We start from the raw sequence: 14,902 nt of genomic DNA, 5'->3' as shown, positions 1-14,902 counted from the left end.
ACTTTAATTTTCAATTTCTTTGGTTGAAATACTGGCGCCAAGTTGGCGTAGGTGCTTAAACCGCTCTCGTGCTGCTTGTGTCGCCTGAGGTTCATTTGGTACAAAGTCATAAACCTGCGTAAAGCGACGAATAAAGTCTGGAAGCTTAGTTGCTAAGTTGATAAGTACCGAGCGTCTACCTACCGGGGGCGTTTGCCCAATCTCTACAGGTGCACCGCCTTTAGGCCCTTCTCCTTGAAGATTATGAGGTACAAAGCTATCAGCTTCAAAACACCATAAATGTTCATCAATAGAGTGAGCATCATCAATGCAATCAACGTAGATAAATACTCGTTGACCAGATCTATATTGCTTTGCAGCTGCACGAGCGGCGAGATCAAAATGAGCCGGTAGTTTAGCGTCCGGCTCATTGTTATGTTTTAACACATAAAATTGTGCATTGATGGTCATGGTGTTGACTTCATTATGTGCGGTTACTCTGTATTTCTACAGGCAAAACTCAGCGTTCAAAATAAAGCTGCATTTTGACACAGAAACCTCATGCCATCAATCGTCCTTGCTGGGTTAATCTTGCTGTACGTCTGTAACGTTAACACGATTTAACAAGTACTGAGTTAACATTGGAACAGGGCGGCCTGTTGCGCCTTTATTTTTACCACTACGCCAAGCTGTGCCTGCGATATCTAAATGTGCCCAATTATACTTTTTGGTGAATTTAGATAAGAAGCATGCGGCAGTAATAGTGCCTGCTGCGCGACCACCTAAGTTTGTAAAGTCAGCAAATGGGCTTTCTAACTGTTCTTGATAGTCATCCCATAGCGGTAACTGCCATGCACGATCGCCACTTTGCTCACCGGCTTTAAGTAAGTCGTGTGCTAAAGGGTTGTGAGTAGATAGTAAACCTGTTGCATGTGCACCCAGTGCCACAATACACGCACCAGTCAATGTTGCAACATCGATAACTGTTTCAGGCTCAAACGCTTCGACATAGGTGAGCGCATCGCATAATACTAAACGGCCTTCTGCATCAGTGTTAAGTACTTCAACGGTCTGTCCCGACATAGTCGTTAAAATGTCACCAGGGCGGTAAGCATTTGAGCTTGGCATATTTTCACAACCTGCAAGTACGCCAATAACATTGATTGGCAGTTGCATTTCTACCAATGAGCGCATTAATCCCAATACCCCAGCTGCGCCCCCCATGTCGTATTTCATTTCATCCATTGCCTCGCCGGGTTTTAAAGAAATACCACCAGAGTCAAAAGTTAGCCCTTTGCCGACAAATACAATAGGGGCTTGCTCTTCATTAGCACCGTTATAATGGATCACCGACATAACAGATTCATTGGCACTACCTCGGCCAACGGCTAGGTATGAATGCATACCTAGCTCTTCCATTTCTTTTTCACCAACTAGGTTAACTGAAACATTGTTAAACTCTTCCAGTGCCTTTGCTTGTTCACCTAAATAGCGTGGATTACAAATATTAGGTGGCATGTTAGCGACGTCCTTACATAATTTAGCACCAGAGGCAATGGCTAAGCCATGTTCAATCGCCGACTCACCGATGGTTAATTCGCGCCGAGTTGGAACATTAAATACAATTTTACGAAGTGGACGGCGAGGGTCGATTTTTTTGCTTTTAAGATGATTAAACGTGTAAAGGCAATCTTGAGTCGTCTCAACAGCTTGGCGTACTTTCCAGTAAGTATCTCGACCCTTAACGTGTTGTTCAGTTAAGAAGCAGACGGCTTCCATTGAACCAGTGTCATTTAGGGTGTTAATGGTCTTAGAAATAATTTGTTTATACTGTTTGTCGTCTAATTCGCGTTCTTTACCACAGCCGACCAATAAAATGCGCTCACTGAGTACGTTTGGAACATGATGTAACAACAGTACTTGTCCTGGTTTTCCTTCAAGGTCACCACGACGTAATAAATTTGAGATGTAACCATCACTGATCTTATCCAGCTGTTCACCTATGGGAGATAATCGGCGAGGCTCATACACACCAACTACGATGCAGGCACTGCGCTGTTTCTCTGGGCTACCACTTTTTACGCTGAATTCCATTGCGACTCCTGAGTCTAAAGTTATGTCTTTTTGAACTTTATGCCGAAGTGACTATCAATACCATAAATGTTTGATTATATCTGGCTGTTGGTATGATAATTAAATTTGATGGCATATAATAAACTGACTAAAATAACCAGTTTACTCAAAATCTCCCACTATTCCAGTGAAAGACGAAGTTTTATAGGGGCACACATTGCTAATCTTTCGTTATTTAACTGCTGAGGTGCTAAAATCGCAGATCGCCGTGTTTCTAACGTTGATGACGATTTTTTTGTCACAAAAGTTTGTTCGGATCTTAAGTGATGCATCAGACGGTGACTTGCCAGCGAAACTTGTGGCATCAGTGTTGATGCTAAAATTACCACAATTGGCCGTATATATTCTGCCGCTAAGCCTGTTTTTAGGTATTATTTTGGCCTATAGCCGAGTGTATGCAGACAGTGAAATGACAGTGCTACGGGCTTGTGGTGTGAGTGAATGGTACGTGGTACGTGTGACTTTAGTTTCTAGTTTGGTATTTGCTCTGTTGGCTGGTGTTGTGAGTTTATATATCGCCCCTTGGGCATCTGAAAAAGAATACCAATTAAAAGAGCAAGCTGAAGCTGAGTCTGGTTTGGCGGCGCTCAGAGCTGGTCGTTTTCAGCAAACAGGCAATGAAAAAGCGGTGGTGTTTGTACATAATATTCTTGAGCAAGGCCGGGAGCTAAATAAAGTGTTTGTAGCGCAATTGCCAAATAAAGATTCAAATCAGGCTGCGCGCATTGTTTATGCTCAAAAAGGGCGAGTTATTGAACAAGAAAGCGGTGAACAACAGTTAGTACTTAATGATGGAAAGCGCTATGAAACTGACGGCCTGAGTCAAGCGATGAATAAAACCGAATTTGCCAGTTATCAAGTACAAATTCGAGAACAAATTATTGAACACCAAAGACGTAAATTAGAAGCAATTCCAACATTACAATTACTTGAAATGAATACGCCCCAAGCCGCAGCTCAGTTTCAATTGCGACTGTCAGTTCCCATTTCAATTATACTCCTAACGCTATTAGCCGTACCTTTAAGTGTGGTAAACCCTCGTCAAGGGAAATTTGCTAAATTAGTACCTGCAATTGGTCTATATCTCGGTTATTTTATTTTATTGAACGCTGGAAAGTTTTTGGTTGCTGAAGGTAAAATCCCGTCCGCGGTTGGCTTGTGGTGGATTCACCTATGCGTACTGTTTATTGGTACTTATTTAATCGCTAAAGGGCGGCCATTTGGCGTTTGGATACGCTCGGTACTAACAAAGCGGGCGCCATTAGCATGATGAAAACATTAGATTGGTATATCGGTCGAAGTATTTTGCAAACCACAGGGTTTGCCCTTTTAGTATTTGTAGGAATAAATACCTTAATTAAATATATAGAACAGTTAAAGTCAGTTGGTCGGGGTAGTTATGATATGGCAGACGCTATGCTTTATACATTTTATAGCATGCCTGCTGATATCGTGGTGTTTTTCCCAATGGCCGCTTTGATCGGTGGACTTACTGGACTTGGATCGCTTGCTTCAAGTAGTGAACTGGTGGTGATGCAAGCAGCTGGAATGTCACGCTTACAGATCATTGGCTCGGTAATGAAAACAGCTATAGTATTGGCGTTGTGTATGATGGCGCTGGGCGAGTGGGGTGTTCCACAGGCGGAAAAGGCCGCTAAACAGTTACGCAACAATGCTATTTTTGGTGGTGAAGTGTTTAATGCTCAAAAAGGCGTATGGGCTAAAGATGGCAGTAATTTTATCAATATTGGCAATATCGAAAAGTCAGGCGACCTAAAAAATGTCAGTATTTACTATTTTAATGATGATTTAGAGCTAAACAAAGTGATGCGTGTGGTGCACGCCAAGAGTGCGCCCCAAGGTTGGGTTTTTAACGGTGTTGAAGAAGTAATCTTGAGTAAAGATAGAATAACCACGCATTATCGTGAGTCGCAAATATACAATTCACAGCTTACTTCTGAAAAGTTAGATGTGGTGTCTGTTGACCCTGAGTCTCTTTCGTTTAGAGGTATTTGGTCATACCTATCTTACCTTGAGCAAAATGATCAAGATACAAGCAGCTATGACTTGGCTTTATGGAGAAAGGTTATGCAGCCTTTAACCATTGCGGTCATGCTGTTAGTGGCACTGTCATTTATTTTTGGCCCTTTGCGCTCAGTGAGTATGGGGGCTCGAATCATTATGGGTGTGATCACCGGACTGGCATTTCATTTAAGTAATGAAATATTTGGTCCGATTGTGATGGTTTACAATGTACCTGCGGTACTTGGGGCGATGATGCCCAGTGCTTTATTTGTGGTTATTGCCAGCTATTTACTTAAACGTAAACAATAGCTTTATTAAGCCCAGTGCTTTTTCTGGGCTTATCGGTTTTAATCTAAGTTGTTATACACTTTTTTATTTTCTTGCTTAGTTAATACAACAACCTCTGTTTTACAGAGTAAATCTTGTAAAGCGCGTTTTTGTTTATAATCTACTAATACGAGTAAGTTGCCTAAACCAAGCAGTGCGCAGATGCTGCGTAATAAAGCTGTACTCCATGGTAATAACTCACCTGATTGAGTCTGTACTTTTAATCGCCATGCCCTCATACCAATTGTTTGGCCGCTTTTAGTCCAAAAATAAGCAAAAAATAATGTGCTCACTAGAACTAAAAGAATAGCTCGAATACTATAAAGTACAGGAGATGCTTGAATATAAGCGGAGACATCTGGGTGCTCACCAAGTTGTAACACTTTAGCTGATATTAGGCCTTGCACAACTAATAGATAAGCAACGGTGGTTAACATTGCAAAAGCAATTACAACTAAGCCATCGTAGATAAGAGAGGCTAATCGTCGAAAAAAACCTGCATTAGGAAACTGTGACATATGCGTACTCTACTCAAACAAATATAATTAATTACATGGTATTTTACACAACAGAGCTAATAATGGCGAAAATCATTACAAATGGCCGTTTTATCGATACTTTGTACAAATACCAAGCAGTTAAGTAGGTTAAGTTAAAAAACTACTTGCCCAGTGAAGCGATGTTTGTATAATGCAAAGCATAGAGACGACGGCATTATAAACAAAGCCTAAGCTCAAAGTGGTTTTTCTTTATTTTCTCTTGTTTAGAAGATGAAAGAAAAATTATGCCAGTGTGATGGAATTGGTAGACATGACGGATTCAAAATCCGTTGCCTTCGGGCGTGGCGGTTCAAGTCCGCCCACTGGTACCACTTTTTATAACCCTAACCGTTTGGTTGGGGTTTTTTTATGTCTGAAATTTGAACATTGATTTATGGACTGGTCGGACTTGGCCGCCACGCTGGTGGCGCAAGTATCAGTTAAGAGTCCGCCCACTGGACCCACTTTTTATAACCCTAACCGTTTGGTTGGGGTTTTTTTATGTCTGAAATTTGAGTATCGATTTATGATTAGTCGACTTAGCCACCCCTGCAGGTGGCGCTTAAATACTTTAAGCGCTTGCATACAGAAATTAACTTTTATCACTATGTTTGCTAAATAGGCTGATTTTTCATCTCATACACAGTTTTGTTTAACTCAGGGGGCGTGGGTTAATTATTTGTAACTTTTTTTATCCTTTATTTTCAATCTTTTCCAGTTAGTACCAAAAAGAGGAATAACATTTTAACTTTTATATTTTAATATTTTACCTCTTAATTTCTCGCCACTTGGAATATCTTGCCTATACTAACCATGAAGACAACGTGTCAATGTATTACTCCTGTGCTTTTTAGCATCGTAGGAGTATAGCGTGCTAGCTTTATATAGTTAAGCTTGGTGGTCGCGCAATCGTGTTTTGATGATGGATCGCAAATAAAAACAGTTTGGTTTGTTGCGATTTTAGCAAATTATTATGGGCGGCTACTATGCAATTACCACTTCCTTATCAAGTTGATGGACTATCACCATTTAGTATCTCGAATGAAGCCTTTTTTACTTCTATATCTAATTTCACGTAACTAATTAACTTTATTTTTTGCCGTGTTGGCTTTCGCTTACGGCAAATTTTATTAGCTAACCAACTTTTAACTATATAAGCAACTTTTAACTATATAAGCAACTTTGGTAGGAACGTTGCGACTCACTTTGCTAAGCAAAGTAACTTTTCGTTTAAGCAGTATGTATTTTAGATTAATGAGGAAAGGCATATGTGTGGAATTAAAGTAAGCCGGCATGGCTTATTATTTACTTGGCTAATGTGTATGGGGTACTCTTCACCTCTGTACATTTGAAGGCTCATGAAAAGCCTTTATTACTTGTTGACAAGCAAGTTCAAACAGCGAGTGCATTTGATGCGCTCTCAGGTGATATGAACATACAACCATATCATCTGGATAGTTCATTGTTACCACAAAATATCAATCAACCAAAGTATTCAGAGCTTCATTTAATGTCTCATGGCGGGCCAGGTTGGTTGTTGGTTAATGGTCAAAAAATACATAATAACACGCATGAATATGAGCAGTTTATTGCCCATGTAGAATCGTTACTTTCACCTACAGGTAAATTATATTTATATGGGTGTGATGTGGCAAAAGGTGAACAGGGCAAATATTTTGTTGATAAGCTGCACAAGCGACTTAATAGGCCTGTATATGCTTCAATTAACAAAACCGGGAATGTTAAAAATGGCGGTGATTGGGTTTTAGAATACTCTTCAACTTCAACTTCAAATAAGTGGCAGTTAGCGCAAAATATGGCGGGTTTTGAAGGTGTATTAGCTCATCCAAGTGATGTAACGTTTCAAAACGGTGGACCTGCACTACTCAGTGATCCAGTTACTTTCAATGGAGTGACGTATTCTCATAACCTCCCTGCGACTGGTAAAATGGCCAGATATAATGACTCGGTGGATGGTCGAGATCGTCGATTTGGGATTACAGATGAGCTAAATGCAGATAACGCATTACTTTATCATATTTCTGATGGAGGGGTACTGACAAAAGCACCTGTAGGTGATGTTGATTACCGCTTTAAAAGTAGCAATGGTGATGAGTTTAGGCTGGTCTCAATGGAAGCAGGTTCAATCACAGATATCGACTCAGTCGAAAACACCGTCAATCACATAGTGACAATAACAGGGTATAAAAATGATGTAAGTGCAGTCTCAGAGACAGTAGACTTTACGCAGGCCATACCTGAGAGTGATCCCAGTTCTATAACGTACGTGCGTACAGTATTAACGGCAGAAAATCAATTAACGACTTTTAATGACGGTGTGTTGACGTTTGATGAAAGTTGGCAAGATATTGATGAGGTACGTTTTACCACAACAGGCCAAGCCAGCAAAGTGACTTTTGTGGTGATAGACACCATTGATTTTGAAGCTGCGGTATCTGATAACGCACCACCAGCGATGACGTCACTTAATTTATCTGGATCTCCAAGTGGCAATGATACTACGGTGACTTACACTGCTGTATTTGATGAATCAGCCACTAATGTTTCAACTGATGATTTCACTTTAAGTACGGTGACTGGAAACGCTTCGGGTACAATCGCCAGTGTGTCAGCATCATCTGGCTCATCTATTACTGTGACCGTAAATGGTATAAGTGGTACGGGAAGTATTCGGTTAGACTTAAATGCGAATACCAATATTGTTGATGGGTTAGGTAATGGTAATAACACCAATGGATATGTTGCCAGTTTTAATGGTGCTGTCCATGCGGTCGATACCGTTGCGCCTAGCGTAAGTAGCGTATCTGCATCCAGCAATGATGGCACATATAAAGTAGGAGATACGGTTACGGTAACAGTTGGCTTTAACGAAGCAATTACAGTAACTGGGTCACCCACAATAACACTTGAAACCGGTACAACCGATAGAACTGCAACCTATAGTAGTGGCTCGGGTAGTGATACGCTTAGTTTTACTTATACTGTTCAATCTGGTGACGTCAGCAGTGATTTAAGTTATACATCTACATCGGCACTAGCGCTTGCAGGAGGCACTTTAAATGATGCAGGAGGAAATGCAGCAACGTTAACGCTTGCAACGCCTGGAGCAACTAATTCATTGTCAGCAAATAAGGCGTTGGTGATTGATGGTGTAGCACCGGTGGTAAGTAGTGTTTCTTCAACCACGACGAATGGTTTATATAAAGTGGGCGACGCAATCGTAGTGACGGTCACATTTGATGATGCGGTTACGGTAACAGGCACGCCAACATTAACTCTTGAAACGGGTGCTAACGATAGAGCGGCTAGTTATGTCAGTGGTTCAGGGTCTACAACGTTAAACTTCTCTTACACGGTTCAGTCAAATGATGTGAGCAGTGATTTAGCTTATGTGAGTACATCTGCTTTGGCTTTAGCGGGTGGATCAATAAGTGATTCGGCTGGTAATAATGCATCTTTAACATTAGCAACGCCAGGCGCTACTAATTCATTGTCGGCCAGTAAAGCCCTTGTGATTGATGGTGTGGTGCCGACCGTAAGCAGCGTATCTTCTTTTACAGCTAACGGTACTTATAAAATTGGCGACTCACTTACAATAACTGTCACATTTAGTGAAAATGTAACGGTAACGGGCACGCCAACGTTGACCTTGGAAACGGGCACCAATGATAGAGTGGCAAGTTACATTTCAGGTTCAGGTGGTACGCTGTTAAGCTTCTCATATACAGTGCAATCAGGCGACCTTAGTAATGATTTAGCTTACACTACATCTTCAGCGCTAGCACTTAACGGAGGCTCAATTAATGACTCTTCGGGTAATACTGCCACGCTCACTTTACCAACTCCTAGTACAGCAAATTCACTCTCTGCAAATAAAGCATTTGTTATTGACGGCGCATTACCAACACTCGATGCGAGCCATTCAACGCCGGCGAATGGTAGCTATGGTTTGGCTGCTAACGGCAATTTGGTAATGAGCTTTTCTGAGGCTGTCGCTTTAGGTACAGGTAATATAACGCTGGTTAATGCGGCAAATTCTAGTGTGATCGAAACTTTTAACGTTGCGACTGGAACTGGCAGTAACGGTGGTACTGTGACTGTGAATGGCAATACGGTAATTATTAATCCAGGCACAGACTTATCGGCAGGTGTTGGTTATGCAGTACAGGTAGACACAACGGCTATAACAGATAGTGCTGGGAATACATTTGTAGGTATTACCAATAATACAACGTATGCAGTCACGGTTGCGGCTAATGTAGTATTAAGTGTTGATAATACGTCTATTTTAGAAAAATCAGGTCAAGCAACGGCTACCTTAACACTCAAAGATAGCGCAAGTAATGATTTTAATGCGCCTGCAAATGTGTCTGTCACTTTAAGTTTTGGCGGTACTGCAACAGGTTCTGGTACTGATTATTCTTTAGGCGGGTCTATTGCAGGTAATACAGTGACCATAAGTAGTGGTTCAGCATCGCAAACCTTTACGATTACAGGTATTGATGATGCCCCAACTTCAGATGATGGGGAAACAGTTATTGTAGATATTAATACTGTTACTACTGGTAATGCAGCTGAGTTGGGAACGCAGCAAGTTACAGTTACTTTAGACGAAAATAACCCTCCAGTATTTACTGGCTTAGATGCCACCCCTAACTTTACAGAGAATGGTGCGGCAGTCGTGTTTGATTTGAATGTCGCGGTCTCAGATACTGAACTTGATGCGTTAAGTGCCGGTAATGGTGACTACAATGGTGCAAGTCTTACAATCGCCCGTAACGGTGGAGCCAATGCCAGTGATACTTATGGAAATACAGGACAATTGGGTGCGCTTACACAAGGTCAAACGTTTGATTACAATAATACTTCTGTAGGTACTGTTACCACGAATAGTGCTGGTACTCTAACCTTAACCTTTAATAGCAATGCAACAACCGCTATTGTAGGAAATGTGTTACGAAATATTAGTTATTCCAATAGCTCTGAAGCCCCTGGCACATCGGCTACATTAAACTGGACTTTTAATGATGGTGTATCCAATAGTGAAGGTACAAATCAAATAGTGGTAAGCATCACAGAAGTTAATGACGCTCCAACGCTAGATAATTCGCAAACCCCAGTTTTAACTGCGATAAATGAAGATGTATCAGGAGCTAATAACCCCGGAGTGGAAATTGACACTTTGGTAGTTGATAATTCTATCGGTGATGTAGATGGAGGGGTTGTTGAAGCTATTGCAGTAACAATGGTTGATAATACTAATGGTAGTTGGCAGTACAGCACTGATAATGGCAGTAATTGGAGTGATTTCAGTGCAACTACCGGGCAAAGTGTTGATTTAACATCAACAGCTCGGTTGCTTGACGGGACATTGACTGTTGGCACGACTCAAAAAATCAGATTCGTACCAAATGAGCATTATAATGGCTCTGCAACCTTTACCTTTATTGCTTGGGATAAGTCATCAGGTACGGCTGGTGATACAGCTGATGCGACGAATAAAGGTGGTATAACGGCATTCTCAAATGTATCTGATACTGCATCTATCACGATAAATGCACAGCCAGATGCACCAACACTGTCTATGGCTTCGAGCCTTAATTACACCGAGAATGCTTCAGCAACTTCACTCGATAGCCAAGCATCTGCGACCGACCCTGACGGTGATGCTAGCTGGCAAGGTAATGGTGCTCAATTAGTCGCGTCAATTAGCAGTGGTGCTTTAGCAGAAGATAGCTTAAGTATTGCAACCAGTGGTGACTTTAGTATTAGTAATGCACAGCTAAGCTACCAAAATTCGGTGATAGGTACAATTAGCGAAACTAGTGGTACTGCCAATGATGGAATTGTCACGGCGGGAGATAGTTTAACGGTGAGTTTATCTGCCAGCACCAACGCAATTACGCAAGCATTGGTTAGAGCACTGAGTTACCAAAATAGTAGTGATAACCCCTCTACAGCGGCAAGAACTGTAACTGTTCAACTTACCGACAATGAAACCAGTTCGATATCTGATAACGTGACTGTTAATGTGAGTGCTGTAAATGATGCTCCAACAATTGCAGGTACACCAACTTCGACAGTTGCCCAAAATGAAGCTTATAACTTTTTACCAACGGGAAGTGATGTTGACTCAACGACATTGACTTACAGTGTACAAAATCTACCCAATTGGTTGAATTTTAACACTAATACTGGAGGGCTTTCAGGTATACCAGATAATAGCAATGTAGGTACTTCTGCAAGTATTGTGATAACCGTAACAGATGGAGCATTGAGTGCTAGCCTTGCTGGATTTATCATCTCAGTGTCAAATGTGAATGATGCGCCGACGATTACAGGTACACCCAGCTCGCAAATTGATCAAGGTGCCACTTATAGCTTTACACCTCAAGCCAATGATATTGATGGTGATAGTTTAACCTTTAGCGTTAGCAATGCGCCAAGTTGGCTTACTTTGGATACAAGTAGTGGCTTATTAAGTGGTGTGCCACAACAGCAAGATGTCGGCACAGCAACTGGCATTGTGGTTTCAGTATCCGATGGTAGCGTGTCGGTTAGCCTTCCTGCGTTTAGTATCGAAGTGGTAAATGTGAACGATGCGCCAACGATCTCAGGAGTACCACAAACATCAGTGATTGAAGGTGAGCAGTATGGCTTCACACCGAATTCGTCTGATTTAGATGGTGATGGTTTAACGTTTAGTGTTACTAACCTGCCTAGTTGGGCGCAATTTAGCACAACAACAGGTGCAATCACTGGGGTGCCAAGTGAAAATGATGTTGGCGAAACAACCGGTGTGGTACTTTCTGTATCTGATGGCAGTTTAACAGCAAGTCTTGCAGCCTTTAACTTAACAGTATTGAAGAAAAATACAGCGCCAGTGGTGATACCACAAGCACTGATTTTAGTTGAAGATACTCAGTTGAGCATCAAAGCTGCAGCTACGGATGCGCAAAATGATGTGCTGACTTATGCTATTGTATCTGCTCCGAGTAATGGTACTTTGACTCAATCAAGTGCTGGCTGGACTTATAAGCCATTGCAAAACTACAATGGTCAAGATAGCTTTAGCTATACAGCAAGTGACGCTGAGTTAACTTCAGAACCAGCGGTTGTATCACTTGAAATAACCCCCTTTAATGATGAACCTGTTGCACAAGATGATACCTTTACGCTGGTACAAAACAGTTCTAACACATATACATTGTCAGTATTAAATAACGACTCTGATGTGGATGAAGATACCTTAACAATTCAAGGTGCAAAAGCCAGTATAGGTAGCGTTAGTATTGCGCAGGGCGCATTACAGTATCAGGCACCAGATGGGTTTAGTGGGGAAGTTCAATTCAGCTATGTAGTATCAGATGGAAATGCAGGTAGAGATACAGCAGGTGTTGATTTGCAAATAACCGGTGCATCGGATGGGGAAAAACCCGTACTGACTGTACCCACTGATGTTACAGTGAATGCCACAGGCTTGTTTACAAAAGTTGACCTAGGTGTTGCGTCAGCAGTCGATAGCTTAGGTAACCCAGTACCAGTATCACTGGTTGATAGGACGACCACCTTTGCACCTGGGCTGCATAGTGTTTACTGGCAAGCTGTTGATGGTAATGACTTGAAAACGACTGCTAAGCAGCAAGTGACGGTAATGCCTTTAATATCTTTGAGTAAAGATCAAGTGGTAGCTGAAGGGAATAGTGTGTCAGTAGATGTCTTATTGAATGGTCCAGCACCAAGTTATCCTGTTACGGTCAACTACAGCGTCTCTGGTAGTGCTGATAGCACTGATCATGATGCGCAAAGTGGTGTTGTGACAATTTCGAGTGGCACACGAACGTCGATACAATTTAGTGTGTTCAGCGATAGTGTTGTTGAGCAAGCGGAGACAGTTGTGATTAGCTTGGATGCCGGAATTAATTTAGGCAATAAGAGTCAAACGACAGTTCGTATTTTGGAAGGCAATATAGCACCAGTTGTTAAACTTAATGTTGAGCAGTCTACTGAAACTCGGTTAACGGTCGCGCAAAATGGAGGCTTGGTTAATGTGCTCGCACAAGCAACAGATGCGAATCCACAAGATCAGCTGACCTTAAGCTGGAATTCATCTCTGACAAATCAAAGTGCGCAAAGTAACCTGTTTACCTTTGACCCAAGCGGTGTCACGCCAGGTGTGTATTCAGTTACTGTAACAGTAACCGACAGTGGTTCACCCGCGCTAAGTGGCAGTGAAACCGTGTACATTGATGTAACTGCAGAGTTGGCAGCTTTAAGTTCCGAAGACTCAGATGGGGATTTAATCCCTGATGATCAAGAAGGTTATGCCGATTCAGATGGTGATGGCATTGCGGATTTCTTAGATGCGATAGATGAATGTAATGTTGTGCCAGGACAAGTGACTAACCAGAATGCATTCTTAGCAGAAGGCGACCCAGGGGTTTGTTTGCGCAAGGGTGCTGTTGCAGCGCAAGATAGTCGCGGAGGGTTGGAGTTAAGCGATGATACTCAACAGGGTAATATCAGTGCCGACAGTGAAGTAACCAACGTTGGCGGGGTGTTTGATTATATTGCTTATGGCTTACCTGAAGTTGGGCAAACTTATCGCTTAGTACTGCCGCAAACTCTGCCAATTCCAGCAAATGCGGTATACCGTAAGTATACTGACGCGCAAGGTTGGAGAGATTTTGTTGAAAATGGCAGCAACCAAGTATTTAGTAGTGCGGGTGAGGCTGGGTACTGTCCACCTCCTGGTGATGCACTATGGCAAGCCGGGCTAACGGAAGGTCATTGGTGTGTTCAATTAGAAATTGAAGATGGGGGCCCTAATGATGCTGATGAAAAAGCCAACGGTACAATCGTTGACCCAAGCGGTGTTGGGGTGTTCTTGTCTAATAACCAAATGCCGGTGGCCAATGCTGATACATTTAGTATGCAGTGGAATAGCAGCGCAGTGATAGACGTATTAGTCAATGATACGGACGCAGACGGTGACATGTTAACAATTGCACAAGCAAGCGCCCAGTTTGGTGTAGTAGAAGTAACCACTGAGCAGCAATTACGGTTTACTCCTGCAGCCAATTTTGTAGGAGAAGACGTGATTAGCTATAGCATTACAGACTCTCAAGGTGGCACGAGCTTTAGTACTGTCACGGTTACTGTGGTCGGTAATCAAGCACCTGTAGCTCAAAATGACACTGCTCAAACTGCAAGTAGGAGTTTGGTTGTTATTGATGTCCTAGCTAATGATAGTGATGCAGAAGGTGATGAACTCACTATTACACAAGCGAGTGCCTCAAATGGCGATACATTTATCAATGAAGGTAAAAGTATTAGCTACGTACCGAACGCAGGTTTTGCGGGTGAAGATATGGTGATGTACCGCATTAGTGATGGAAAAGGAGGTGTAGGTGAAGCGATGGTGGTGATCACTGTAGCTGAGAATATGCCACCAGAAGTCAGCCCTAATCGCACGAGTGTGGATTATGAGTCTACAGTTTTGATAGATGTATTAAGCAATGACTCAGACCCTGAGTCAGACACTCTGACGTTAATACTCGCAACGGCTGATGTGGGCTCTGTTACTATCATGGATAATGGTCTACTGCGTTATACACCAAAATCAGGCTATGTAGGCATGGATACGATAACCTATACAGTGCAAGATGAATTTGGTGCACAGGCGATTGGTGTGGTTAGCGTACAAGTAACCAAACCGGTATCGGATAGCAGTGGTGGTAGCTTGTTATGGTTAATGTTATTGCTTGTTCCTTTTGGAGCCTCCAGGCGGTTAGCAATTAAACGTTAAAAAGGTAAGTTACAATAAAACGGCCTGAACTTTGTTCAGGCCGTTTTTTTATTCCTTGATTTATTTTTTC

At 42.1% G+C, this 14,902-nt stretch carries 6 protein-coding genes and 1 tRNA gene; 4 read left to right on the top strand and 3 right to left on the bottom strand.

Going from position 1 to position 14,902, the window contains the following annotated elements:
* Positions 1 to 3: 3 nt before the first annotated feature.
* Positions 4 to 450, bottom strand: coding sequence for a DNA polymerase III subunit chi (locus SANK73390_RS20700; RefSeq protein WP_261592657.1), 447 nt, complete (start codon positions 448 to 450; stop codon positions 4 to 6).
* 114 nt (positions 451 to 564) lie between these two features.
* The gene (gene pepA / locus SANK73390_RS20695; RefSeq protein ID WP_462768211.1) at positions 565 to 2,073 is read right to left on the bottom strand and encodes a leucyl aminopeptidase; all 1,509 of its coding nucleotides are present in this window, start codon (positions 2,071 to 2,073) and stop codon (positions 565 to 567) included.
* A 196-nt stretch (positions 2,074 to 2,269) separates the two neighbouring features.
* On the opposite strand from pepA, the gene lptF reads away from it, so the two are divergent.
* Positions 2,270 to 3,382, top strand: coding sequence for an LPS export ABC transporter permease LptF (lptF, locus tag SANK73390_RS20690; RefSeq protein ID WP_462768210.1), 1,113 nt, complete (start codon positions 2,270 to 2,272; stop codon positions 3,380 to 3,382).
* Positions 3,379 to 4,446 carry an LPS export ABC transporter permease LptG gene (gene lptG, locus SANK73390_RS20685; RefSeq protein ID WP_462768209.1) on the top strand — a complete coding sequence of 356 codons (1,068 nt, stop codon included), beginning with the start codon at positions 3,379 to 3,381 and terminating at the stop codon, positions 4,444 to 4,446. The genes lptF and lptG overlap by 4 nt, the downstream gene beginning before the upstream one ends.
* 38 nt (positions 4,447 to 4,484) lie before the next feature.
* Here lptG and SANK73390_RS20680 read toward each other — a convergent pair whose 3' ends face one another.
* Positions 4,485 to 4,982, bottom strand: coding sequence for an RDD family protein (locus tag SANK73390_RS20680; RefSeq protein ID WP_462768208.1), 498 nt, complete (start codon positions 4,980 to 4,982; stop codon positions 4,485 to 4,487).
* Between the two features lie 268 nt (positions 4,983 to 5,250).
* Here SANK73390_RS20680 and SANK73390_RS20675 point away from each other — a divergent pair.
* Both SANK73390_RS20675 and SANK73390_RS20670 read left to right on the top strand, forming a co-directional pair.
* Positions 5,251 to 5,335, top strand: a tRNA-Leu gene (locus tag SANK73390_RS20675).
* A gap of 1,097 nt (positions 5,336 to 6,432) precedes the next feature.
* Positions 6,433 to 14,832: an Ig-like domain-containing protein gene (locus SANK73390_RS20670; protein WP_462768207.1), complete on the top strand. Its 8,400-nt coding sequence runs from the start codon at positions 6,433 to 6,435 to the stop codon at positions 14,830 to 14,832.
* The last annotated feature ends 70 nt before the right edge of the window (positions 14,833 to 14,902 follow it).

Source organism: Pseudoalteromonas sp. SANK 73390, assembly GCF_054966645.1.
Note: the sequence above shows the minus strand (reverse complement) of the source record. Positions and strands in the feature narration are given on the sequence as shown.

Excerpts from the sequence above, each read along its gene's own strand:
- SANK73390_RS20700 (WP_261592657.1), bottom strand. The coding sequence starts at position 450 with ATGACCATCAATGCACAATTTTATGTGTTAAAACATAACAATGAGCCG.
- pepA (WP_462768211.1), bottom strand. The coding sequence starts at position 2,073 with ATGGAATTCAGCGTAAAAAGTGGTAGCCCAGAGAAACAGCGCAGTGCC.
- lptG (WP_462768209.1), top strand. The coding sequence starts at position 3,379 with ATGATGAAAACATTAGATTGGTATATCGGTCGAAGTATTTTGCAAACC.
- SANK73390_RS20680 (WP_462768208.1), bottom strand. The coding sequence starts at position 4,982 with ATGTCACAGTTTCCTAATGCAGGTTTTTTTCGACGATTAGCCTCTCTT.
- SANK73390_RS20670 (WP_462768207.1), top strand. The coding sequence starts at position 6,433 with ATGAACATACAACCATATCATCTGGATAGTTCATTGTTACCACAAAAT.